At 65.5% G+C, this 24,636-nt stretch carries 21 protein-coding genes and 1 pseudogene; 10 read left to right on the top strand and 12 right to left on the bottom strand.

The annotated features are described in order from the left end of the window. The first annotated feature begins 749 nt into the window (after positions 1-749). Positions 750-1,709 carry a GNAT family N-acetyltransferase gene (locus CFB82_RS37885; protein ID WP_373558915.1) on the top strand — a complete coding sequence of 320 codons (960 nt, stop codon included), beginning with the start codon at positions 750-752 and terminating at the stop codon, positions 1,707-1,709. Positions 1,710-1,764: 55 nt separating this feature from the next. Beyond that, entirely contained in the window at positions 1,765-2,766 is a 1,002-nt protein-coding gene (locus CFB82_RS37890) for a fatty acid desaturase family protein (protein ID WP_089487406.1), read from the top strand. A gap of 162 nt (positions 2,767-2,928) precedes the next feature. Here the strand turns inward: CFB82_RS37890 and CFB82_RS37895 are convergent, their stop codons facing one another. Then, positions 2,929-3,957, bottom strand: coding sequence for a glycosyl hydrolase (locus CFB82_RS37895; protein ID WP_256990684.1), 1,029 nt, complete (start codon positions 3,955-3,957; stop codon positions 2,929-2,931). A 592-nt stretch (positions 3,958-4,549) separates the two neighbouring features. Between CFB82_RS37895 and CFB82_RS43760 the strand changes: the two genes are divergently transcribed. The 3 genes from CFB82_RS43760 to CFB82_RS37910 all read left to right on the top strand — a co-directional run bounded on the left by CFB82_RS43760 (position 4,550) and on the right by CFB82_RS37910 (position 7,103). Next, positions 4,550-5,035 (top strand): helix-turn-helix domain-containing protein, encoded by a 486-nt coding sequence (locus CFB82_RS43760; protein WP_218829085.1) that lies wholly within the window; start codon positions 4,550-4,552, stop codon positions 5,033-5,035. Between the two features lie 24 nt (positions 5,036-5,059). Next, positions 5,060-5,551 (top strand): IS630 family transposase, encoded by a 492-nt coding sequence (locus CFB82_RS43765; RefSeq protein WP_256990716.1) that lies wholly within the window; start codon positions 5,060-5,062, stop codon positions 5,549-5,551. Between the two features lie 148 nt (positions 5,552-5,699). Beyond that, positions 5,700-7,103 carry a GGDEF domain-containing protein gene (locus CFB82_RS37910; RefSeq protein ID WP_089487409.1) on the top strand — a complete coding sequence of 468 codons (1,404 nt, stop codon included), beginning with the start codon at positions 5,700-5,702 and terminating at the stop codon, positions 7,101-7,103. A gap of 97 nt (positions 7,104-7,200) precedes the next feature. On the opposite strand, the gene CFB82_RS37915 is transcribed toward CFB82_RS37910, so the two are convergent. The 3 genes from CFB82_RS37915 to CFB82_RS37925 all read right to left on the bottom strand — a co-directional run bounded on the left by CFB82_RS37915 (position 7,201) and on the right by CFB82_RS37925 (position 10,344). After that, a complete protein-coding gene (locus tag CFB82_RS37915; protein ID WP_089449550.1) occupies positions 7,201-7,875 on the bottom strand; it encodes a lytic polysaccharide monooxygenase in 675 nt (224 codons plus the stop codon). Positions 7,876-8,482: 607 nt separating this feature from the next. Next, entirely contained in the window at positions 8,483-9,520 is a 1,038-nt protein-coding gene (locus CFB82_RS37920) for a LysR family transcriptional regulator (RefSeq protein WP_089487410.1), read from the bottom strand. 80 nt (positions 9,521-9,600) lie between these two features. Next, the gene (locus CFB82_RS37925; RefSeq protein WP_089487411.1) at positions 9,601-10,344 is read right to left on the bottom strand and encodes an SDR family oxidoreductase; all 744 of its coding nucleotides are present in this window, start codon (positions 10,342-10,344) and stop codon (positions 9,601-9,603) included. A 205-nt stretch (positions 10,345-10,549) separates the two neighbouring features. On the opposite strand from CFB82_RS37925, the gene pdxR reads away from it, so the two are divergent. The 5 genes from pdxR to CFB82_RS37950 all read left to right on the top strand — a co-directional run bounded on the left by pdxR (position 10,550) and on the right by CFB82_RS37950 (position 15,233). Then, positions 10,550-12,091: a MocR-like pyridoxine biosynthesis transcription factor PdxR gene (pdxR, locus tag CFB82_RS37930; RefSeq protein WP_089487412.1), complete on the top strand. Its 1,542-nt coding sequence runs from the start codon at positions 10,550-10,552 to the stop codon at positions 12,089-12,091. Positions 12,092-12,390: 299 nt separating this feature from the next. Then, positions 12,391-12,891 carry an Ohr family peroxiredoxin gene (locus tag CFB82_RS37935; protein WP_089487413.1) on the top strand — a complete coding sequence of 167 codons (501 nt, stop codon included), beginning with the start codon at positions 12,391-12,393 and terminating at the stop codon, positions 12,889-12,891. Between the two features lie 119 nt (positions 12,892-13,010). Continuing rightward, complete coding sequence (locus CFB82_RS37940; protein ID WP_089449225.1) at positions 13,011-14,012, top strand: bestrophin family protein; 1,002 nt, start codon at positions 13,011-13,013, stop codon at positions 14,010-14,012. A gap of 332 nt (positions 14,013-14,344) precedes the next feature. Next, entirely contained in the window at positions 14,345-14,824 is a 480-nt protein-coding gene (locus tag CFB82_RS37945) for a carboxymuconolactone decarboxylase family protein (RefSeq protein WP_069250092.1), read from the top strand. A 4-nt stretch (positions 14,825-14,828) separates the two neighbouring features. After that, entirely contained in the window at positions 14,829-15,233 is a 405-nt protein-coding gene (locus tag CFB82_RS37950) for a cupin domain-containing protein (RefSeq protein WP_089487414.1), read from the top strand. A 203-nt stretch (positions 15,234-15,436) separates the two neighbouring features. Here the strand turns inward: CFB82_RS37950 and CFB82_RS37955 are convergent, their stop codons facing one another. The 8 genes and pseudogenes from CFB82_RS37955 to CFB82_RS37990 all read right to left on the bottom strand — a co-directional run bounded on the left by CFB82_RS37955 (position 15,437) and on the right by CFB82_RS37990 (position 24,441). Continuing rightward, positions 15,437-16,339, bottom strand: coding sequence for a GNAT family N-acetyltransferase (locus CFB82_RS37955; protein WP_089487415.1), 903 nt, complete (start codon positions 16,337-16,339; stop codon positions 15,437-15,439). A 58-nt stretch (positions 16,340-16,397) separates the two neighbouring features. Beyond that, a complete protein-coding gene (locus tag CFB82_RS37960; RefSeq protein WP_089487416.1) occupies positions 16,398-17,585 on the bottom strand; it encodes a M20 aminoacylase family protein in 1,188 nt (395 codons plus the stop codon). Positions 17,586-17,658: 73 nt separating this feature from the next. Next, on the bottom strand, positions 17,659-19,116 hold the full coding sequence (locus tag CFB82_RS37965; protein WP_089487417.1) for an aldehyde dehydrogenase family protein: 1,458 nt from the start codon (positions 19,114-19,116) through the stop codon (positions 17,659-17,661). Further along, positions 19,113-20,390: an NAD(P)/FAD-dependent oxidoreductase gene (locus CFB82_RS37970; protein WP_089487418.1), complete on the bottom strand. Its 1,278-nt coding sequence runs from the start codon at positions 20,388-20,390 to the stop codon at positions 19,113-19,115. Before CFB82_RS37970 ends, CFB82_RS37965 begins: the two co-directional genes overlap by 4 nt. 133 nt (positions 20,391-20,523) lie before the next feature. After that, entirely contained in the window at positions 20,524-21,849 is a 1,326-nt protein-coding gene (locus CFB82_RS37975; protein ID WP_089487419.1) for an NAD(P)/FAD-dependent oxidoreductase, read from the bottom strand. Between the two features lie 2 nt (positions 21,850-21,851). After that, positions 21,852-22,586 carry a cupin domain-containing protein gene (locus tag CFB82_RS37980; RefSeq protein ID WP_089487420.1) on the bottom strand — a complete coding sequence of 245 codons (735 nt, stop codon included), beginning with the start codon at positions 22,584-22,586 and terminating at the stop codon, positions 21,852-21,854. A gap of 120 nt (positions 22,587-22,706) precedes the next feature. Beyond that, a pseudogene (locus tag CFB82_RS37985) lies at positions 22,707-23,140 on the bottom strand (helix-turn-helix domain-containing protein). A 23-nt stretch (positions 23,141-23,163) separates the two neighbouring features. Continuing rightward, the gene (locus CFB82_RS37990) at positions 23,164-24,441 is read right to left on the bottom strand and encodes an NAD(P)/FAD-dependent oxidoreductase (RefSeq protein WP_441300177.1); all 1,278 of its coding nucleotides are present in this window, start codon (positions 24,439-24,441) and stop codon (positions 23,164-23,166) included. Positions 24,442-24,636 lie beyond the last annotated feature (195 nt).

The raw sequence follows: 24,636 nt of genomic DNA on the forward strand, positions 1-24,636 counted from the left end.
GCTTGTCAGGATGCGAAGGGGCGAGGAAGACGCGTGCAGCGGGATGCGGGCCAAGGATCTGCCGGCGCTGCGGTGGTACGGGAATGCGCGAGGTACGTGCGGATGGTAGGCGTGTTCGCCGCGCCGATCTGTTCCGATTTGTCGAATTTTGTGGGCGTGGTGGGCACCGGCAAGCCGTCAACCTCGTGATGGCCGAGAACCGCCGACGCGCGGCGACCGCAGCTGGAAAAAATCGGAGTTTTTACGTTGAACACCGTTAACGCATCAAAAGCAAAAATAAAACATCTTTGTTTTTCATAACCAGAAATTGAACCGATGTCACGATATCTTTATTTACATCATCTCAATCACTCCAATGAATTATTCAATTCCTTAAGGCAATTCGTGGATGCCATCTTCATCTCTTCAATCTATTTTCAGGCGACACGAGACACCCTCCCCGAGACCCGCCACACAAGAGGATATCAGCGATTCACTTCATGACGTCACGCTCATTTTCGACAACCATCATCCTCATCATTCAAATGAAATAAACAATGAATAAGTCGATTTAATTTGATTGACAATCAAACGTAAGGATAATTAAAGTCGTCGCCGACGATGCGCGGGTCGCCTCTCGATTCGCGCAACCACCCACCATCACCAGGGCAGGCAAGGCGATGAATTCAATTTACGGCAGCACCGCGGGCGGGAACAGCGTCGAGCCCAACGGCGCCCGCCACCGGCAACTCCGGATACGTCGCGGAACGGTGTCGGACACGTCGGGAATCTGCGCGCTGTTCGAACGGGAATACGGCGACTCGTCACACCCCTGTCTCGATGCGGGCTATGTGAGGCACGCCGTCTCGAACAAATCGGAACTGTGGTTTGTCGCCGAAGAGGAGACGCAAGCCACGATCGGTTGCATGAGCGTCAGCTACAACGCGCAGAATCGCTCGTGGGAATACGGCCGCGCGATGATTTCCCCGCACCATCGTCACCTGGGCGTCCTGTCGGCGCTGATGCAATCCGCGATCGACACGATTCCGGCCGCGGATCACGACCTGGCATTCGCGATTGCCCGCACCGATATCGCGCTGCGTGCGTTGCTGCGTCATCTCGATGGCGTCGTGGTCGGACACGACGGGTCACCCGACAGCGCGCATGGCGTGCGTGAACATCACGTCATCGCGCTCGAGAAATTCCGCTCGCCGCGCTTCAGGCATTGCCTGCCGCTCTCCCCGATCTTCCGCGAGTCCGAGATCCTGCGCAGCGCGATCCTCGAACCGCTCGGTGTCGCCGGTACGCCGGCACCGTATCCCGATACCTGTTTCTGGGGGCATGGGGACGATTGTTCCGATGACTTCACGTTTCGTGTCGACGAGCGGGCCGATGCGATCTATCTCTGCCAGCATGCAGGCGGCCCGTTCATGACCGAGCGCGACGTCACGGGCGACCTGCTGCGTTTCCTGAAACGGCGCGGCACGACGACCTATGTCGGCGCGATCGTGCTCGCCGACAAGCTGACCCTGGTCAAGGCGATGCTCGAAGCCGGATTCCGGATCACGGCCTATTTGCCGGCGTGGCACTGGAGCCGCGGCGCGCGCTACGACTGCCTGCTGCTCGCCCGGCGAGACAACGGCTTCGCGAGCAAGAACGGACTCGACGCACACATCGACGTGCTCGATGCAGCCTACCGCGAGATCGGCCAACGCATTCTGTCCACCTGACATCCGCACCGGCCACGCGCCGCGCCCCAATCAATCCACTCAATCGAGGTAGCACATGACCCAAGACGAATGGCGCTCGGTCAAGGCGACATTGCCGAACGGACCCACGGGACACCTGACGCTCGCGCTCTGGTTCGCCGATGTCGCATTGCTTGCCGCTGCGTGGGTGCTTTGGCTCGCCGGCGGGCCCGGACGCATCGCCGCGCTCGTCCTCGCCACGCTCGCGCTGATTCACCTCTACCTGATCATGCACGAGGCACTGCACAACGCCGCATCGCGTACGCGCGCCTGCAACGAGGCCATCGGCCATCTCTGCGGATGGATCATCGGGTTGCCGTACCTGCCGCGGCGCAGAACGCATCTGGGCCATCACGCGTGGACCGCGCACCCGACACGGGATCCGGAGAATCGCAAGATGATCCAGAAGTTTTCCGTGATGACGGAACGCGGCGCGCGTACGCTCGAATTCATCTGGCGGCACTGGATCCCGATGATGGCGTTCAATCATTTCCTCAGCCACTGGATCGCACCGTTCCTGCAACGCGACACGCCCGCGCATCGCGCGAAATCGAATACCGAGATCGCATTCAGCGCGATCTACCTGGCCGGTTATGCGGCGGTCGGCGCGCTGGCGTATCGTGCGGGCGTGCTCGGCAGCCTCATCGCGTTCTCGACGATCCTGTGGATCGTGTTGCTGATGGCCGTCGAACTGCTCAACCTTCCGCATCACGCCGAGATCCCGCTGCTGGCCGACGACGCGGCACGCCCGCCGCTCTGGGAGCAGGACGTGGTGTCGCACAGCTGCGCCAACGTTCCCCTCTGGTCACGCTGGGTGATCCTGAATTTCAACCTTCACGTCGCCCATCATGCATACCCATGGTTGCCGTGGTACGACCTGCCTCGCGCACAACGGCTTCTCGATGCAGTCTCGACGGCCGAGGCGCCGCGCCAGACCCACGAGTGGGCATTCGCCGTGACCAAGCGACGCCGGCCGCTGCTCGAACTGATGGGGCACTTCTTCGACAAGCGTGGCGCGTCGTCCCAGGGCGGACGCTGACCCTCCGCCCCCGGCGAGCGCATCCGTCGCGCGCCGGCGGCCCAGCCCTCGACAACAGCGGCGTCCGGTTGCCGGTCGCGGAAATTGGAGACCACGGGAAACGTCATCGCAATGATGCTGGTGCAGACGGCCCGCATGGTCCCCTCCGTGGCGCGGCTTCGTTTACCGGCCAGGCGCCAGGCCGTTGGCAAACCGGTTCGTATAACCGAGCGTACCGACACCGCCGATCGAATTGCACGTCGACGATGCGGCGCCGGGCGGACAATCGACGTCACGGTCGAACGACCAGAAGTGGACACCCGCGAGACCATTCTGTTTCACGAACTGCGCAACGGTGTCCGCATCCGCCGGCGTGAAGGTTTCGCCGACCACATCGTTGCCGCCGATCATCGGCGTCAGCTCGATCTGGCTGTACGGTACGCCCCAGTGATCGTGCAGGTTCATCGCCGCCTGGATCGCCGACTGTCCCATCTGGCAGGTGCCGTTCGCCACCACACAGTTCCCCGCCCCGGCCGACCCGTAGTCCATCGTCATCAGGTCGATGGTGTAGTTCTTCAGGCCGGCTGCCTGAATCGCCTGCATGACCCAGTCGCCATACACGTTGAAGCTGTCGGGGGCGCTGGCGCCCCACGAGCTGGCCGTGGTCGCGCCCTGCTGGGAAGGGGCCAGTGTCGCGAGCGTGAAGCTGAAACGCAGGCCGGGATATTTCTGCTGGGCGACGGCCACGCGCCGGACGAGATCGTTGATCACCTGTTGCGTCTGCCCGCCCTCGATATCGAAATCGATTCCGATCAGGTTGTTCGACGCATAGCGATCGACGAAGGCCGCCATGCCCGCATCCGTCCCGCACGTGAACATGCCGGCCGCGCCGCCGGTGGAAATCACGTAATTCACATTGGCCGCGGTGAAAAGCGGCACATTGGCGGCCGCCATCGCGCCGCCGTCGACGCCCGCCCAGTTCTCGCTGCCGCATTCACCGGTCGCGAACGCGAGCGTCAGCGTACGGACACCGGTTGGCAGCACCGACAGCACCGGGCTCATCTGTCCGGTGACGTTCGTCGAGATGACGTTCGTGTTCCAGTTCATCGAAATCGTCGCGTCCTTGTACGGGCTATAGACGAATGCCGGCGCCGTGCCGGTGCTCGTCCCCGCCGCCGCGGCAGCGCCGGTGCCGACAGACGACGCTGCCAACAGAAGCGCCAGCGCGCCCCTCAAGGTCGATCGCTTCATGAATCCGGTTGGGTTGCTCTTCATTTTCATGCCCTCCATTCCGATTTGGTTCATGGTTTCCCCTTTTCGATTGACAAAGCTCCGCCCAGGTCGAATTCAAAAGAAATCAACCTTACAAATTGCCATTCGATGAAAAATTTCTATACTGATTCTGCTTTTTATATCAACGACGAAAAATGCCACGACTTCGGTCGATGTTAATGAAGCATGTCATCCACCACTTTCGTTCAGAACCGGATGTCCCCGACAACGTGATGCAAGCGGTATCGTTAAATCGTCACGCCGGCCCGAGATGGGGGGGTCTGCCGCAAGGTGGCCAATGTAGTAAAGCTTCAATCCGGCGCCCTCACTTCGTTTTGTTATACTACATAATTCTCAGTCAGCAACCCTGGAACCGATTATTTCCATTCATATCGAAACCTGAAAATATTCAGGCGATCACATTGCCATATTGCAATTGTCGCCATTCGATAATTCAAACAGATAAGCTCTTCCCGAGAACCACTTCCGCATTTCTGAGTCTATGCGCCGATAGGCTTTTGTGACGCGAAACGTGAAGAAGCAGAAAGGGTTGGAGTTGAGTGCGGAAGATAGACGCCGACTGGAACAGATCGTCAAACGCGGCACGGACTGGAGAGAGCGCGAATGGTCGCAAACGCTGCTGTACTTCTCCGACGGGTGGCTTGGGCCTGCGATCGCGCGGGAGTTGGGCCGCAACTTAGACACGGTGTACGACTGCCGCAAGCGTTGGCTGCAGACAGGTTGGGAAGCGGTGCGCAACAAAAAACCGGGCGGTGCGCCATCCAAGCTGACAGCAGAACACCGCGCCCTCTTGCGCACCTGGGTCAGCCAAGACGCGCTCACGACGCCGCAGCTACAAGCGAAGCTATTGGAGCACAGTGGCCTACGGGTCGCCGGCAGCACAATAAGCAAAGCGCTCAAGCGGATGGGCATCGTTTGGAAACGCACGCGGCACACGCTCAAAAAAAGCGAAACGAAACCCGATTCCGTGCCGCTAAAGCAGAAATCGAGGATCTGAAGGCTGCTCGCCGAGCGAGGCGACATCGAACTGGCGTACGTCGACGAAACCGGCTTTGCCCAGGCGCACCCCAACCGAAGCGCCTGGACCCAATGTGGCGAATGCCATGCCATCGAAGCTCGGCGCGGCAAGCGTCTGAATCTGGTGGGCGCGCTGCTGTCTTCGGGGCGGTTGTTTGCCGCCAAACTTTGGCAAACCATGACCGCACCGCTGTTTGCCGGCTTCCTGGGGCTGCTGATGGAACAGGTTGGCAAACCACTGGTGGTCATTCTGGACAACGCCTCAGTGCACACGGCCAAAGCCATCAAACCGCTGCTCGACGTGCTCCGACAGCGCGGCTTACGTTTGTACTTCCTGTCGCCGTACAGCCCCGAGCTCAATCGCATCGAGAAGCTCTGGCACCAGATGAAGTACCAATGGCTGGCCTTCAAGGCTCGCGACGTAGACACGCTTGAAGCTGACATCGACTCAATTCTCAACGGATTCGGCGACAAATACGGATTCAGTTTTTACTGAGAACTTATCTCGCAGCCATTTGGCCGATTGTTTGAATCGGCGAAATTCAGATGACATGCTTTTGCCTCATCGTTTTGACGACCGACCCGCGATGACGTGACGTTGCCGTTCCCACCCTTGATTCATCCACCGAACCCGGAGGCCGAACATGACCGTCAATGTCGCCACCCAAGCGTCGACCCGCACCGCCGAACTGGTCACCCGGGTGTACGCGAGACTCCTGCTGGTCGGCTTCGCGCTGGCGCCTGGCTATCTGATCGCCTACCTGTACTTCTTCCAGGATCCGTCGCTGAGATTCGAGAATCACGCCTTTCACGAACTGGCGATCGCGGCCGCCACGCTCGAAGGCGCGTTCGTCACATATGTCTGCTGGCGCTGCTATCGCCTGTCGGGCGAGCCGTTGCTGCGCTGGTTGACGCTGGGCTTTCTGGGCTTTTCCGTCATCTACGCGTTGCACGGCGCGTTCACCGGCATGGCGCATCACAATATCTGGCTGTTCCTGCTGTACGGACCGGCGTCGCGCCTGACCATGTCGATCCTGATCCTCGTCGGGCAGCTTACCTACAGTCACAAGGCCGACAGCGCGACAACCCGCGCCGATCCCCGCATCTGGTTACGGTGGCTCGCCCTGTTCGGGCTCGTCGACGTCGCGGTCGCCATGATCGCCTACTCGCCGGTGGCCGGCCACCCGTGGGTACGCCTGTCGATGGAGGGCGGCGCATTGCTGCTTTCGGCCGTGAACGTCATTGCGCTGGTCATGCGCCGCATCCGCTCGCCGCTGATGACGATCTACGGCATTTCGGTCACCGCGTTCGCGCTCTCGTCGCTCGCGTTCATCCTCGGGCGGCCGTGGAATCACATGTGGTGGCTCGCGCATGCCATTTTCGCGGCCGGCTTTTTCCTGCTCAGTTTCGGCGTGGTGCAGGCCTTTCAAACGACCCGCTCGTTTTCGAAGATCTACAGCCAGGAAGAACTGTTTGCCCGGTTGAGGGAAGCGATGGCGCGAACGGAGCACGCGCTGCAGGCACTGCAACGGACCAACGAAAAGCTCGAGCACCTGGCGGCCACGGACCCGCTCACGGGCGCGACCAACCGGCGGCAATTCATCGAAAGCGTCCAGGCGGAAATCAACCGCGCAAAGCGCCATGGCGCGCCGTTCTCGTTGCTCGCGCTCGATCTCGACCACTTCAAGGCGATCAACGACAGTTACGGCCATCAGGCGGGCGATCAGGTGTTGCAACGCTTCGTCGACAAATGCGCCGATGCGATCCGTCCGTACGATGGCGTGGCGCGGATGGGCGGAGAGGAATTCATGGTGTTGCTGCCGCAAGCCGCGCTGGACACCGCCCGGTCGATCGGCGAGCGCATCCGCGCGGCGATCGCGGACGCGCCGTTCGAGGCCGGCGTCGGCGAACCGGTCAAGGTCACCGTCAGCGTCGGCGCCTCCGAATTCGGCCGGGACGGCGAGACGATCGACGCGATCCTGCGCAAGGCGGACGAACGCCTGTACCGCGCGAAGCATCAAGGTCGCAACCAGGTGGTCGCCGGATAGCAGGTTGGCGTGCCGGTGCCGTCAACCGCGTCCGTGTCAGGCGTTCTTCCATCCATGACGCCCCGGCCATCGCCGGGCGCGCCATGTCGCAGCCGTATCAGAACGGGCTGCGTGTCGAATCGCCATTGGTGAACGTCGCGTCGACGACCTGATAGAACGCCATCGCCGTATCCGCGACTTCCCAGACCGCGAGGATCACGTGGTAACCGCTACGCATCGGCAACCGGCATTGATGAATGGTCGGCTGCTGCGGCACCAGGTTCGCGTTCGGATCCCAGTAAGGCTGGCCGGGATTCTGGATCGTGCAGAACGGCGTGGGCTCGAACTGCGCGCGGGTCAGCTTTTCCGACGGGTTCCAGTCGGCGCGTGTAATGAAGTAGTTCCAGCGACGCGTCTTGTGCACGGCGCTGAATTCCCATTTGAAATTCTGCAACGCGCCCGGCCGCAGCGGGATCTTCTGCCAGCGGCTCGGCGACTGCTCGTTCAGCACGGGCAGCGGGCCATTCGTGCTGGCGCCGGCGATTTCGCCGTCCGGCGGCGGTGCGGCATTCTTCGCGTCGGCCGGCGCGAACGGATCGGACAGGCCGCTTTGCGTCGCCGGGAAGAACTTGCCGTTCTCCATCGCGTTCGCGTGCCACGCGTCGACGTGACAGTCCGGATTCTGCCCTTGCGTGCACAGCACGATGCGCGAAGGCGGTTCGGTCAAACGGCCGTGCGCGTGAGCACCGGCCGCCGCGACCAGCAATGCCACGCCGGTCAATGAGCGTGACATCACGGAAGCAGCATATCTGCGGATGATCTTGTTCATGAGCCCTCATGCCATGGATATCGGAACGGATATGCGCGCATCGCGCCTGCCGCAAGATCCCGGGCAGGGATGCCTGTCGACGCGTCGTCGCGCACACGGATCGGCAAAAGCGGCAGCCAGATGAAGCCACGGCAAGCGATGATTCATCGCCACGCTTTCTGACAAATCACTTTCACCGAACCGAACCTTATCCACAAAAATCGGAAAAATAAACGTCCCGCATGAATAGCTTTTTAATTTTAATCAAACACCTGAATCGTTTTCCATTCCGACCTTCTTTTATCCATATTTAAATCCGGATATTGAATAAATCGCCATTTCATTTAAAAATCCGATAGCGATCATTCGGCAGGTGGTTTTGCCCTTTGGCGCTCGTTGTCGAATATCGCGACGGGGCGTGGACCGATTACACAGGACCTTCGCGAATCACACGGCTAGCCTTGACTTCAGGCACGGCATTTCGCTCGCCACGGGTCATCATTCCGTTCGCATTCCGAATTCTTCTGGATTGTCATCCGATCACCCGAGCGTGATGCCGACCGATTCGCCGACGTCTTCGTTCACGAATTCGTCAAGCAGCCCATCCCGTCGATGAAGCAACCGTGAGATCCCGGTTGAACTGCGTCATGCAGTTCAGGTCGAGCGCGCGAATCTGCTCGGTCATGAAATCGACGAAGATGCGGATGCGCGTCGGCAGGTGTTGCCGGCTCAAATAGCAGATGTAGTGGCCGCGATCATCCGGCACATGCTTCGCCAGCGCGACGACGAGTTCGTTCGACGCGAGATGGTCGCGAATCTGGTAGCCGGCCATCTGCGCGATCCCCGCTCCGTTCAGCACCGCGCGCAATACCAGGTCCGTGTCGTTGAACGTGAGGCGCGAGGTCGGCAGGTACTTCCGCGGGCGGCCGTCGACATTGAACTCCCATTCGAACAGGCGTCCGCTCGCGAACCTGAAATTGATGCACGCGTGCCGGTCGAGGTCTTCCAGGCTCTGCGGCAGCCCGTGCCTCGCCACGTACGACGGCGCCGCGCAGAGCGCCATCTGCATCGGAATCAACTGGCGGGCGATGATGCTGGAATCCTCGATGCGCCCGTTGCGGAACGACACGTCGATCCGTTCGGACACCAGGTCGATCGGCCGGTCGTCGAGCAGCAGGTCGATGACGATGTCCGGGTACGCGTCCGCGAATTTTGCCAGCAGCGGCGCCACGACCTTCCTGCCGAATCCCACGGCCGAGCTGATGCGAATGAGGCCGCGCGGCGGCCCCTGCCGCAACTCGAGCATGTCGTTCATGGCTTCCACGATCTGCGCCACGCCCTGATGGCAGTTCTCGAAGAATCGCCGGCCCTCGCACGTCAGCTCGGTCGTGCGCGTGGTGCGCTGGAACAGCCGCGTGCTCAACTGGGCCTCCAGCTTCTGGACGTTCCGGCTCACGGCCGGCCGCCCGACGCCTAGCCGTTCGGCGGCCTTGGTGAAGCTTCCCTCGCTCGCCACGGCAACGAATGCCAGGATGCCCGCATAGCTCGCACCAAAGCTCGCCGACAGGGCATCGGCACGACCGGCCAGGTCGCGCCGCACGCTGTACTCCGATGGTTCCGAATGATTCATTTCCCGCTGCCCCCATGCCAATCATCCCGATTGCCCGCTCTCCGCGGGTGCCCGCGAACCGTCACACGTGCGAACGCGAATCAGCCTCGTGCCAGCCACTGGTCGAGGCCGATGCGGCCGAGTCGCGCATTCCCGAGCGGCACCAGCGAGGTTTCCTCGACGCGGCCGCCGTAGTAGCGGGCCTCGCGATCGGTCACCACCGCGCGCGGATCGCCGACCGACTTCAGGTAGCGCGCGACGATCTGCGCGAACGGCGCGCGATCCGGGCCCGCGATCTCGACCGTGCCGTTCTGCGGCCCGGCAAGCGCGATCTGCGCGACGAGCGCCGACACGTCTTCCGCGGCGATCGGCTGAAACAGGCCGTCGCCGATGCGGACCGTGCCGTCCTGCGTGCTGAAGTCCGCGATGCCGCCGATGAATTCCATGAATTGCGTCGCGCGCACGATCGTGTACGGCACGCCCGCCGCTTCGATCGCCTGTTCCTGCGCGACCTTGGCCAGGAAATAGCCGTTCTCCGGCATCCGGTCGCAGCCGACGATCGACAGCGCGACGTGATGGCGCACGCCCGCGGCCACTTCGGCCTTGCCGAGATTGCGTGCCGACGTGCGGAAGAAGTCCAGTACCGCCTGCGGCTCCCACGACGGCGCGTTCGTCACGTCCACCACGACATCCGCGTCCGTCAATGCATCGGTCAGCCCCTCTCCCGTGACGGTATTGACGCCGGTGCGCGGCGAGGCGGCCAGCGCCTGATGACCCGCTTCGGCGAGCAACGTGACGACACGCGAGCCGATCAGGCCCGAACCACCGATGACAACGATCTTCATCGCACAATCTCCTGACGAATGGATTTGACTGGAATGCGACAGGGCGTGACGGGCGCCGGATCCGGAGAAGGCGGTCACGACCGTCGCATCGCGTGACGCAATTGTGGAAGAATCATGTCCTATCCATCAGTGCCAAGAATCGGCGATCGGACTAGTCCAAGCGGGATCCGATCCTGTCCCTGCGCTCATTACCAGAGAGGCCGTGATGTCCACGCCCACCCTTCCGCTGACCATCGAAATCGACCGGCAGCACCAGTTGCCGCTCTATCTGCAGATCTGCGAGCGGTTCAGGGCCGCGATCACCGCCGGCCACCTGCGCCCCGGCGACCGCGTACCCGCGCTGCGCGGCCTGGCGACGCAACTGAACACGGCGCGCGGCACCGTCGAACAGGCGTACACGATCCTGGTTGACGAGGGCTATCTGCAAATGCGCGGCGCGGCAGGCACGTTCGTCTCGCCGTCCCTGCCGATCTCGCTGACCCGCACGTCGCCTCCGCGCACCGGCGCACCGACGAACCGGCCCGGCGAACAGGCGGGCCCGCCTCGGGCGTCGGCCCCGCCGGCCCCGTCGATCCCGCCCGCCGACGTCCTGCCGCCGCGGCGCCCGCAACCGATCGCCGTCGCGCTGAGCGGCGAGCCGAGCCCGCTGCAACCCGGGCTCCCGGCGCTCGACGCGTTTCCGCGCAAGGTCTGGCACCGGCTCGTGTCGCTGCGCGCGCGCAGTGGCGAACGCGCGCTGCTCGGCTATCCGAATCCGGCCGGCTACCGGCCGCTGCGCGAACACATCGCCACCTATCTGACGCTGTCGCGCGGCGTCACCTGCGTGCCGGACCAGGTCTTCGTCACCGGCGGCTACCGCGCCACGCTGGAACTGATGCTGCGCAGCCTCGCCCGGGCGAACGACCGCGTGTGGTTCGAGGATCCCGGCTATCTGCTCGCCCGCGGCTTCCTGTCCGAGACCGGCGTGCAACTCGTCCCCGTGCCGGTGGACGACGAAGGGATCGACGTCGCGCGCGGCATGCAACTGGACCCGCAAGCCCGCTTCGCCCTGGTGACGCCGTCGCATCAGAGCCCGCTCGGGCATACGCTGTCGCTGTCCCGCCGCATCGCGCTGCTGGACTGGGCCGCCAGGACGTCGGGGTGGATCATCGAGGACGACTACGACAGCGAGTTTCGTTATCTCGGCCGCCCGCTGCCGGCGCTGAAGAGCCTTGACCGACGCGATCACGTGATCTATTGCAGCACCTTCAGCAAGGCGATGTATCCCGGCCTGCGGCTCGCCTACGCGGTCGTGCCCGAGCGCGCGGTGGAGCGGGTCGAGCGCGTGGCATGCAGCATGAATGCCGGTTCGCCGCCCCTCCTCCAGGCCGCCCTCGCCGATTTCATCGAACAGGGTCATTTTGCGCGGCACCTGAAGCGGATGCGCGCGCTGTACGTCGAGCGCCGCATGCTGATCGTGCACGCGCTGCGGCAGGCGTTCGGCGAGCGGCTGATCGTCGAATTGCCGGCGGGCGGCATCCAGTTCGCGGTGCAGTTCACCGACGGGCCCGACGGACCGGTCGACGACGTCGCCGTCGCAGCCCGCGCGCGCGTCGCCGGCCTGGCGGTCCTGCCGCTGTCGATCTGGTACACGAACAGCCACACGCGGCAAACGCCGCGCGGCCTCGTCATCGGGTTCGCGAACATCGTCGACGCGGACGAAGCGCAACGTCACGCGCGAACGCTGCGCGCCTGCCTGGACCGCTGACGCGCGGCGCGCAACGGCCGGGCGCCGCGTCACGATCCCGATTGGTGCCCGAAGGGAAACATTGATTCGCCCGGGACGGCCATACCGCCGCCGATCGTGCTCCTCTAGCATGGAGCCGTTTTCCCGTAAGCCCGCCAGGGATCGTGCCGCACCGGAAGATCGCCGCAGGGCTCGTGCGATCGTGCGCGCCACGCGTCCCTGGCGACGATATCTGCCCGGGGCCGCGCCGCCCCCGTTCGCAACAGCTTCGACGCACGACTGACCGGGAATCGAAGCGGCGCCGAACTCGAGCACGCATCATGGACGACAAGAAGCTCAAGGCCCCTGCGCTTTCCCTCCTCGACCGGTATCGGGGCGAGGCGTTTCAGCCGCTCTATACGACGAGCGTCACCGTGACCGGCGGCGAGACGGGACACGGCCGCGCGTCGGGCGTCGTTCGATCCGACGACGGCAACCTCGCCCTCGATCTGCGCTTGCCCGCCGAACTCGGCGGCCCGGGCGGCGGCACCAATCCCGAACAGCTGCTCGCCGCCGGCTACGCCGCGTGCTTTCACGGCGCGCTGAACCTGCTCGAACAACGCGCCGGCACGGCGCCGGCCGAGACCGTCGTGGAGGTCCGGGTTTCGTTCGGCCGTGATCCGATGGACGGCGGTCATGCGTTGATCTTCGAGGTTCGCGTCCGGATGCGCGGCGTCGAGCGAAGCATCGCCGAGGAGCGGGTTCGCGCCGCGGAGCGCCTGTGCCCGTACGCCAAGATGGCCAGGCAAGGCGCCGTGAATGTCGTGACCGTCGTCGACTGACCCGACACGCGTCGGGCGCCGCCGCGCGGTGCGCCCCTGCCTTCGCCGCCGTCGCCTCGTGCCTGGCCGCCCCCGCTGCGCGTTTCGCGACACGCTGAGTCCTCGATGAGGCCAAAGACATGCATCTCGGAAAATCCTACAAGCTGGCGGAATTCCTGATCTGGACGCGCTGGAAAGTTTACGAGCTCCTCGTTTTCGGGACCGTCCCGGTCGTCCTGTACACGTTCTTTTCGGTCAGATGCTTGTCGATCCCGCTGACGATCGTGGCGCTCCTCGGCACCGCAACGTCGTTCATCGTCGGCTTCAAGAATGTCCAGACGTACAACCGCGCCGCGGACGCGCTGGACATCTGGACCGGCATCCTCGGCAAGAGCCGTCGCTGGGGCCAAATCGTGCAGGACTTCGTCGGCGACGAAGAGATCGCGCGAACCCTGGTCTATCGCCACCTTGCGTGGCTCACCGCGCTGCGCTACGACTTGCGCCGCCCGCGCGTCTGGGAAAGCACGAACAAGCGCTACAACGCGGAATACCGCCGGTTCTATCGCGTTCCGGAGTGGGAAAAGGACATCCGGGAGCTGCTCCCGGCATACCTGTCGCCGTCCGAAGCGGCACAGGCGTGCGCGTCCGCGTCGATCACGACGTTCGTGCTGGGCCTGCAACGCCGCACGCTCACGATGCTGCACACGGCCGGCCGCCTCGAAACGAGCTTCTACATGGACCTGCACAAGACGATCGGGGATTTCACCGACCTCCAGTCGCGCGCGGAGCGTTTCAAGAATTTCCCGTATCCGCGCCAGTACGCGACCGTCAGCTCGCTGTTCGTCCGATTCTTTTGCCTGTCTTTGCCGTTCGGTCTACTGAACGAATTCAACCGGCTGAACGACGGCGTGAGCGGTTTCATGCACGGCTACATGGTCTGGCTGGTGGTGCCGTGCAGTGTCGCGGTGTCGTGGATGTACACCTCGCTCGACCAGGTCGGCGAGAGCACCGAGAACCCGTTCGAGGGCGGCGCGAACGACGTGCCCATTTCAACGCTGTGCGGCACGATCGAACGCGATCTCAGGGCGATGCTCGGGGAACACGCGGGTGCGCCGTGCGGCGACACGATCATCGCGCTGTAGCGAACCGTGCGCCTTCCCGCTGCGATCGCCATTCCGCCGCCGGGCGTCTCGTGGAGTTGCGCGATGGCCTGCGCGTAGCCGGGGGCGTTCACGTTCGACCACCTGGCGAGCCGGGCATCGTGCAGGATCGTCCGGTCGTTCCAGCGAGTCGAGATCGGCGAACGCGCCGATGCCCTCGACATGGATTGGTGCCGAAGCGGCAACAGAATGCGCACCTGTCGGGCACTTCTGGCCCGCGTGGCCCGCGATTACGATGGTTGTCAGGCAGGCCGTGCGTGGGGCGCCACATGCACGGCCGGCAGTCGCGATTCCACATTTCAGGAGAACCGATCATGACGCAACGTATCAACTACTTCCAGCAATCGCCGGAACTGACCAAGAAGCTCGTCGAACTCGACGGGCTGTTTCAGAAGACGACGATCGAGACGCCGATCCGCGAGCTCGTCGAGATTCGCGCGTCGCAGCTCAACGGCTGCGCGTTCTGCGTCGACATGCACACCAAGATGGCAAAGATCCACGGCGAGCGCGAACTGCGCCTGCATCACGTCGCGATCTGGCGCGAGTCGACGCTGTTCTCGCCGCGCGAGCGCGCCGCGCTCGCATGGACCGAAGCGCTGACGCAGATCCCGTCGCACGGCGTGCCCGACGAGCTCTACGAACGCGTGCGGGGCCACTATTCCGAGAAGGAGCTGTCGGATCTCACCGTCCTCGTGGGCGCCATCAACTGCTGGAACCGGCTGAACGTCGCGTTCCGCGTCGTGCCCGGCTCGTTCGACAAGATGTTCGGGCTCGACAAGGCCAACCTGGAGTAACGACATGAAACGCCTCATGCTCGCGCTTGCACCGCTCGCGCTGTCGCTCCTGGCCCCCGTTCAGCCGGCCGCCGCCGCACCCCACGCCACGGTGACGCAACTGACCACGGAGCCGTTGCCCGAGTATCCGGGCAAGGAAGTGGAGATGATCGCCGTGGACTATCCGCCCGGCGCCGTCGATCCCGTGCATCGCCACGATGCACACGCATTCGTCTACGTGCTCGACGGCAGCATCGTGATGGGCCTGAACGGCGGGAAAACGGTCACGCTCCATGCCGGCGACACGTACCATGAAGGACCGGACGATGTGCACACGGTCGGACGAAACGCCAGCAGCACGAAGCCGGCGAAATTCATCGTGGTTCTGCTCAAGAACAAGGGCGCGCCGGTTCTTACCCCGGTGAAGTAAAGCGATCGCCGCCCGGGCCCGGCAATGCCGGGCCGCCACGCAGGCATCCTGACGGCAAGCAGGGAGCGCCGTCAGGCAAAGCGCGATCGGGCTTGCACGCCCGTGTTCCGGTCGCCGTTGGCCCAGCACGATCGACGAGCAACCGGGCCGGGCGCGCCGAGGTCACCGCGCGTGCGAGCCAATCCCACTGGCGTCGCCGCGGGCTACAGCATCGCCTGGCTGACGAGCGCGTACTGTCCGCAGGCCGGGTCGGCCGGCCCTTCGTGCGCCGACGCCGGCGCGTTGCGCACCATCTTCGAACACGTATCGACCCGCGCCAAACCCTGTTCGGCCAGCCAGTCCGGCAAACTGGTCCCGTCCGGCACGTCGATGCGGACGAATTCGCCTTCCCGTTGCGTCAGCCAATGGCTGACGAGCGCCTTCGCATACGCATCGTCGCTCGCGCGCGGTGCGGCCACCGGGCCGATCACGTCGCCGCGCCCGAAGCGCCGCAGCACCGAAAACCCGACCACCTCGCCATCGCGTTCGAGCACGACGCTTTCACCGCGCTGGAACAGCGCGGCCATCAGCGCATCGCGCTGGAGTCCGGACGCGCGCGCGTCCAGCTCGACGAGGCGCGGCCAGTCGGCCGGCGTTCCGGCCCGCAGCCGCACGCCTTCGGGCAGAACCACGTCGGCCGGCCGCACCACGTTCCCCTGATATTGGCCCAGCGATCCACACACGTTGAAGCCGAGCTTCTCGTACAGCGGCCGGCCGGCCGGCGTCGCATGCAGAAACGTGATGCGCGGCCCCAGCTCGTCGATGAGCATCTCCATCAGCTTGCGGCCGATGCCTCGCCCCTGATGCGCGTCGGACACGATGACATGCCCGATTGCGCCGCGATCGGCACCGTACTTCCAGCACATCGCCGTGCCGATCACCACGCCGTTTTCCTCGGCCGCGAACGCGGTCGACGTATCCGCGGAAAACTGCCAGTCTTCCGCCCTGAACGGCCAGCGAAGCGCGATGGTAAGCGCATGGGCCGCGGGGACGTCCGCCGCGGTGAAGCGCCGGTAGCGAAGCGCCGGCATCGTATCGGAATCGTTCATCTCGTTTTCCCGTTTCATCAAGCAATCAAAAGTGTCGTCGTGCGCCACGGCCCGACTTCAATGCCGGCTTCGCGCATCACGGCGATCGCGTGAAGTACTGCTGCGCCAACGCGACCCAATAGCGGACGCCGGCCGGAATGATCTCGTCGTTGAAGTCGTATTTCGGGTGGTGCAGCGCCGGTGCGCTCGCGCCGTCCTGCGCATTGCCGATCAGCACGTACGCGCCCGGCCGCTCCTCCAGCATGAAGCCGAAGTCCTCGGACGTCATGTTCGGCGGCACGTCGCGGTCGACGCGCGCGTCGCCGAACGTGTCGCGAATCACCGCTTCGCACAGCGCCGTCTCGGCCGGCGTGTTGACCGTCGCCGGGTAGTACTGAAAAAATTCCACGTCGACCTGCGCGCCATAGGCCCCCGCGAGCCCTTCGCACGCGAGCCGCACGTCGTGCTGCAGCTTCTGCTGCAATGCCGACGACAGCGTGCGGATCGTGCCGCGCAGCTCGGCGGTGTCCGGAATCACGTTGTCCGTCGTGCCCGCATGGAACATGCAGACGGAGATGACCGCGGGATCCACCGGATCCTTGTGCCGCGCGGCGATGGTCTGACACTGCAGCACCATCGAGCACGCGAGCGGCACCGGATCGATGCCCAGATGCGGCTGCGCCGCGTGCGCACCCTTGCCCGTCACCGTGATCCTGAAGCGCGAGCCCGCGGCCATGATCGGGCCCGTGCGCAACCCGAAATGCCCGGCCGGCAACCCGGGCCAGTTGTGCATGCCGAATACCGCTTCCGTCGGGTATTGCTCGAACAGCCCGTCGTCGATCATCCTGCGCGCGCCCGCGCCGCCCTCTTCGCCCGGCTGAAACACGAAATGGACGGTGCCGGGCAACTGCGGCAGTTCCTTCAGCACGCGTGCGGCGCCGAGCAACATCACGGTATGGCCGTCATGGCCGCACGCGTGCATGATCCCGTGCGTGCACGATGCATGCGCGAAGTCGTTGGCTTCGTGGATCGGCAGCGCGTCCATGTCGGCGCGCAGCACGATGCCGCGGGTCGGATCGGCGCCGGGCAGGCTCGCGACGACGCCCGTGCCGCCCAGCCCGCGCGACACCGCATAGCCGAGCGCTTCGAGCTCGCGGGCGACGACGTCGGCCGTCCGGTGTTCTTCGAATCGCAACTCGGGATGCGCATGCAGGTCGCGGCGCAGCTTCGCCCAGTGCGCGTGATGCGCATGCAGCGACGGGTCGGGGATGACGGGGTTGTCCAATTCCAATTTCGGCACCTGCGGAAAGTAAAAGGGTTCAGCCGTACTGCCGGCGCGATCGCGCGCGGCCGCCGTGTCAGTCGTAAAAGCCGACGATCGACTTGATCTCCATATACTCCTCCATCCCTTCGATCCCGTACTCGCGGCCGTTGCCCGACTGCTTGTACCCGCCGAACGGCGCCTGGGGGTCCCATGCCGGGTAGTTCAGATGCACCTGCCCCGCCCGGATGCGGGCAGCCACCGCGCGTACGTGTTCCTTGTCGGTGCCCTGCACGTGCGCGCCGAGCCCGTAGACCGTGTCGTTCGCGATCGCGATCGCTTCGTCGACGGTGTCGTAAGGCAGGATCGCGAGCACCGGGCCGAAGATCTCCTGCTGCGCGATCGCCATGTCGGTGCGCACGTCGGAGAAAATCGTCGGCCGCGCATAAAAGCCCCGGTCGAGACCCGCGGGCCGCCCAGGGCCGCCGGCGATCAGCTTCGCGCGTTCGCCGATGCCCACGTCGATCATCTGCGCAACCCGCCCGAACTGCGCGCGATTGGCCAACGGCCCGTGCGTGGTGGCTTCGTCGAACGGATCGCCGACCACGAGCGTTTGCGCGGTCGCGACGGCCAGCGCCTCGACCGCGCCGAGCACGGCGCGCGGCACGATCATGCGGGTCGGCGCGCTGCACGATTGCCCCATGTTGCGGAACGCGGCGGCGACGCCCGGCGGGATCGCGCGCGACAGGTCCGCATCCGGCAACACGATATTCGGCGACTTGCCGCCGAGCTCCTGCGCGACGCGCTTGACGGTCGTCGCCGCCGCCTGCGCGACGAGCACGCCGGCGCGCGTCGATCCGGTGATCGACACCATGTCGACGTCCGGGTGCGACGACAGCGCGGCGCCCACCGTTTCGCCGCTACCGCTCACGAGATTGAATACGCCGGCAGGCACGCCCGCATCGGCGATCACTTCCGCGAACAGCAGCGCGCTGAGCGGCGACAGCTCGCTCGGCTTCAGCACCACCGTGCAGCCTGCCGCGAGCGCCGGCCCGACCTTCGCGGTGATCTGGTAGATCGGCCAGTTCCACGGCGTGATCAGCGCGCACACGCCGATCGGCTCGCGCACGACCGCGGTCGTGCCGCGCCGCTCGACGAACGGGTAGCGCGCGAGGTTGTCGCGTGCGACGCGGATATGTTCGGCCGCGAGCGGTACATGCGCGGCGCGTGCGTAGCTGATCGGTGCACCCATTTCCATCGCGAGCGCGGTGGCGAACAGCTCCGCACGCTCCAGGATCAGCGCATGGATGCGATCGAGCAGCGCGGCGCGTTCTTGCGGTGAAGTCGCGGACCAGCGTTCGAACGCATTGCGCGCAGCCTGCACCGCGCGGTCCGCGTCGCGCGCGCTGCCGAGCGGGATCTCGCCCAGCGTGTCTTCGGTGGACGGGCTGACGACCGCGAACCGCTCGCCGCCGTCGGGCAGCACCCAGTCGCCGTCGATGAAGAAGCGCTCCAGCCGGCCGGCTTGCAGCAGATGATCAACGGGTGAATTCATTGCAGCTTGTCCTTGAGTCGATACCAGGCGCCGACGAACGGCAGGAACCACGGTTTGCCGAAGTGACCCGGAATCGCGGGCCAGTCGAAACCTTTCCACGGGTTGAGGTCAGCGCGTCCGTCCATGATCTCGGCCATCAACGTGCCCATCAGCGTGGCCATGTGCGTACCGTGGCCGCTATAGCCCATCGAGTAGTAAACGCCGTCCCGCTCGCCCGCGCGCGGCAGCCGGTTGGCCGTCATGTCGACCATTCCGCCCCAGCAATAGTCGATGCGCACGCTGGCCAGCTCGGGAAACACGGCGGCCAGTTGACGCCGCAGAATCGCGCCGCTCTTTTCGTCCGAACGCGGGTTCGACGTCGCGAACCGCGCGCGGCCGCCGAACAGCAGACGGCCGTCGGGCGTCGTCCGGAAGAAGTTGACGAAGTTCTTCGTGTCGGTGGCCATCCGGCGCGTCGGCAGCAGGCGATCGAGCAGCTCGCGCGGCAACGGCTCGGTGACGATGATGAAGGCGCCCACGGGCACGACCCTGCGGCGAATCCAGCCGAACGGCCCGACGTGCGAAATGCCGCTCGCGAGCAGGACCTGGCGCGCACGGATCTCGCCGAGCGGGGTCCGCGCCGCATAGGTGCCGCGCGTGTCCCGCTTCAATTCCAGCACCGGCGCCTGCTCGACGATGTGCGCGCCGCGCGCCTGCGCAGCGCGCGCCAGGCCGCGTACGTAACGGCCGACATGCATCCCCGCGCTCTTGCCGAACAGCAGCCCGCCGTGATAACGATCCGAGCCGATCTCGTCGCGCAGCTCGGCCTTCGTCACCAGACGCGTGTCGGGGTCCACGCTCGCCGCGAGCAATGCCTGGCTGCGCGCGAGCTTGTCGTAGTGCTCGGGCTTCGCCGCGAGCTTCAGCTTGCCGGTGCGGGCGAAATTGCAATCGATCGACTCTTCCCTGACGAGCCGCTCGACCGTGTCGACGCCCGCGTCGAACGCGAGATAGAGCCGGTTGGCCAGTTCCGTGCCGAGGCGTTGCGACAGCGACGCGTAGTCCTGCGCGAAGCCGTTGTTGCACATGCCGCCGTTGCGACCCGACGCCGCCTGGCCGACGGTGCCCGCCTCGCAGACGATCACGCGCGCGCCCTTCCTGGCCAGCGCCAGCGCGGCGGCCGAACCCGTGATCCCGCCGCCCACCACCAGCACGTCGCAGCTGCCGTCGGGCAACTCCGGCGAGTGGCTCATGAATGGCTCCGACGTATCGAGCCAGTACGAACTGAAACGCATCAGGCACTCCCAGGCTGTCGCATCGCACTGTCGGACCGGCGAACGCTCACCGCACCGATCCGGCCGCGCGCGGGCGGTCCGGCTCGATGTGCGTCGAATACAGGCGGCCTCTCATCCATGTGACGGCGTTGCATCAGAAATCGGCGACCTTGCCCCATGCGGACTCGCTGAACCGGCCGGGCCGGTACGGCGCCGGGTCCACGAAAGGTTGCGCACCGGACGCCAGATCGGCGATCAGGTGCCCGGCGCCCGGCCCGATCCCGAAGCCGTGCCCCGAGAAGCCCGCCGCGAGGATCAGCCCCGGCACACCCGGCACTTCGCCGATGCCCGGCACGCCGTCCGGCGTGCTGTCGACGAACCCCGCCCACGCGTGCGTGATCTTCGCGTCGCGCAGTTCGGGCAACAGTTCGGCCGCGCGGCGGTACGTTTCGGCGACCGTCGGCATGTCGGGCTTCGGATCGAGAATGCGCACGGCTTCCATCGGCGTCGGCGCGTCGAGGCGCCAGCGCTTCAACGTTTCGTGGCCGCCGCGCACGCCTTCGAGGCCGCCCGGCAGCAGGTTGCGCCAGCGTTTCGCGAACATCGGCACGAATTGCGGCGCGAAGCGCAGGAACTGCGGCGTCAGGTCCACGCGCGCGCGGCCGCTGATCGCCAATGCGTAGCGTCCGTCGCTGCGGCGCGTGACGGACACGCCGGACGTGTACATCGCATCCGGCAGCGGCGTGTCGACGGGCGACACGCTCAGGATCGACTGACGGATCGACGCTTGCGGAAACCGGATGCCGAGCTGGCGGCAGAACGACGACGCCCATGCGCCGCCGGCCATCACGACCGTCTTCGTCTTGATGACGCCGGCCTCCGTGACGACACCCGCGACGCGGCCACCCTCCAGTTCGATGCCGCGCGCCGCGCAGTGCTGGTGGACACTGCCGCCCAGCTTGATCAGCGCGGCGGCCACGGCCGGCGCGGCCTTGCCTGGATCGGCCGTGCCGTCGGTCGGCGAGAACACGCCGCCCTTCCACTGCCGCCCGGTTGCCCGTCCGCGTTCGGCGGCCTGCTTGCTGTCTAGCATGTACGTGGTCACGCCCGCGGTCTTCGCGAATTCGCCCCAGCTGGCCCAGCGGGACAGCTCGGCCTCGTCATTGCTGAGATACAGCAGCCCGCAGCGATGAAAGCCCGTGTCCTCGCCGGATTCGGCGGCGAATCGTTCCCACAGATCGATGCTCTTGCTTGCCATCGGCAACTCGCGCGCATCGCGGTTCTGCTGCCGGCACCAGCCCCAGTTGCGGCTCGACTGCTCGGCGCCGATCCGCCCCTTCTCGACCAGCGCGACCGACACTCCGCGCCGGGCCAGGTAGTACGCGGTGAAGACGCCGATGATGCCGCCGCCGATCACGACGACGTCGGCCGAAGCCGGCAGAGTGGGCGAAGTTTCGATATGGCGCAGCGGAGGGGACATGCTCAGTCTCGTTCGGTGGAGGGTTTGACGTTCTGCATCACGTAGAACTTCGCCACGCGTTCGCTGCTTTCCCACCCGATCGACGCGCCGCGCGGCACGAACAGCGCGTCGCCGGTACCGAGCGATTCCACGCTGCCGTCGGGCGCCGCGAACCGGACGCCGCCGTCCAGCAGGAACATGAACTCGTTCGCGCGATGCGGCCGGACGATCCGGTGATACGGCGTCGAATCCCACGTGCCCGCGCAGTATCCGGCGCCGTCGTCGGTGAACACGTTGTCGCTGCGGCATTGCGGCGCGGGGCCGAGCAGCACCTCGGCCGGCAGCGTCGCGGACGGCTTGAAGTCGGCGTCGGCGTGGAGCTCGAAGAGGCCGCGTTTCGTCGGTTGCGCGCACGCTACCGCGCAGAACGTCAGCAGCACCGGCGATTGCGCGGCGATGCGCAGTGCGGTGCCGCCGCCGATGACGGCGCCTTGCCCCGGGCCGACCACCAGCGGCGCGGCCCCGGCCGCTTCGAGCGTCAGCTCGCCCTGGATGACGACGACGGTTTCGATGTGCGGAAAGCTCGACACGTCCAGTTCGCCGACGAAAACGATCCGCCCCGCGGCCATCGCGTCGGGGCCTTCCCACGCAATCTCGCGATGCGACGCGAACGGATCGCTCGCGCCGAACGCCTGCTTGCGGAATGCGGTGGAAGACGGTGCGCCGTCGGCCCGGTGCAACACGAAAACTGCGGTCATTTCTGCTCCTGTGCAGTGCGTGACGGATTCGTTCAAAAGCTGTCACGCGATATCGGAAATCGTCGTTCGCCGGCGTTTCTGCCGGACACCCTCAGCGGCGCATATCGTCCATGCGTGCGCTTATGCCGCGTGACACGACGCTTCGCGGCGTTCGGCGCGCAGGCGCGCGTCGATGGCGTTCGCACCGGCGCGCCGCCTGTTCGGGCGACCACGTAATCGCGCGGCGTGATCCCGAGCACGCGCCGGAAATGCCGGCACAGGTGGCTCTGATCGAAGAAGCCGACGTCGGTCGCGACGACCGACGGCGCGAGACCGGCGCGCAACAGGTCCTGCGCCCGCCGTATCCGCACGAGACATAGATACCGGTGCGGCGACAGCCCGGTTTCGCTGCGAAAACGCGCGGTGAAACGCGACACGCTCAACCCGGCCACCGCCGCGAGCGTGTCCAGGTTCAGCGGCTGCGCGAACGACGCGTCGATCGTGCGCAGCACGTCGCCGATCGCCGGCGAGACCGGCCGCGCGACACGCGGCGAGCCAACGAATTGCACTGTCATATCGATTTCTCCCGGCGCTCGCTTCAATGCAGGAAATCCTGCATCCGGTAATACGCGCCGACGAGCGGCAAGAACCACGCGTGCCCGAAATGGCCCGGTATCGCCGGCCATTCGAGCTCGCGCCACGGGTTCGACGCGGCCGCGCCATACAGCACGTCGGCCATCACGCGGCCCATGTGCACCGACATCTGCACGCCGTGGCCGCTGTAGCCCATCGAGTAATAGAGGCCGTCGTGCTGGCCCGCGCGCGGCAGCCGGTCGGCGGTGATGTCGACGAGGCCGCCCCAGCAGTAGTCGAGCCGCACGCCGGCCAGTTCCGGGAAGTAGCCGGCCATGCCGGCACGCAGGACGTCGCCGCTCTTCGCGTCGGAGCGCGGGCTCGACATCGCGAAGCGCGCACGGCCGCCGAACAGCAGCCGGTTGTCGGGCGTCACGCGGAAGTAGTTGCCGATCTGGCGCGACGTCACGTATGCGCGGCGATGCGGAAACAGCCGGTTCAACTGCGCGTCGGGCAGCGGCTCGGTCACGACGATGAAGCTGCCGACCGGCGCGATGCGTCGCCGGAACCACGCGAACGGCCCGTGCTGCGATGCGCCGGTCGCGACCAGCACGCGGTCGGCGACGATCGTGCCGCGGGCGCAGGTGATCCGGTGGCGCTCGCCGTCCAGCCTGTCGATCTGTGTGACAGCCGCTTCCTCGTACACGCGTGCGCCGGCGCGCACGGCCGCTTGCGCGAGCCCGACGCCGAACTTGCCCATGTGCATCTGCGCGCCGTTGCGCTGCAGGAGCCCACCGTAAAAGCCGTCGGATGCGATTTCATCGCGAATCCGCGACGGCTCGATCAGCTCGATGTCCGGATCGACGTCGCGCCGCAACGCGTTGAAGGTCTTTTCGAGCCCCGCGAAATGCTGCGGCTTCGCGGCGAGCTTCAGCTTGCCGGCGCGCCGGAAATCGCAGTCGATCGCCTGTTCGGTCACGATCGTCTCGACGCTCTTCACCGCGCTTTCGTATGCGAGATAAAACTGCTTCGCCTGCGCGACGCCGATGCGCGCGGCCAGCGACGCGTAATCCTGCGCGACGCCCGTATTGCACTGGCCGCCGTTGCGGCCGGACGCTTCGCCGGCGACCTGCGCGGCTTCGAGCACGACCACCGAGACGCCGCGCTGCGCGAGCGCGAGCGCCGCCGACAAGCCGGTGAAACCGCCGCCGATCACGACCACGTCCGCGCGCCCTTCGACCGGCCCTTCGCTGCCGGCGCGAAACGCCGGACGGGTATCCAGCCAGTACGATTCCAGTTTCATTGGGTCCTTCTTGTGCATGCCGGCAACGACGATCGGCGACCGTTCAATGAGAATCATTTAATCACCGTCAAAAACCGCAGTTGCCGCGTATTCGCGCGCGGCACGCGTGCAAATTGCCGTTTTGCGCGACCGCCGCAGCAGACTATGCGGCGGCCTGTTCACCGCACCGCGCGATGAACGGTTCGCGCGCCACGC

The sequence above is a fragment of the Burkholderia sp. HI2714 genome, from assembly GCF_002223085.1.
In the GTDB taxonomy this organism is placed as follows: Bacteria; Pseudomonadota; Gammaproteobacteria; order Burkholderiales; family Burkholderiaceae; genus Burkholderia; species Burkholderia lata_D.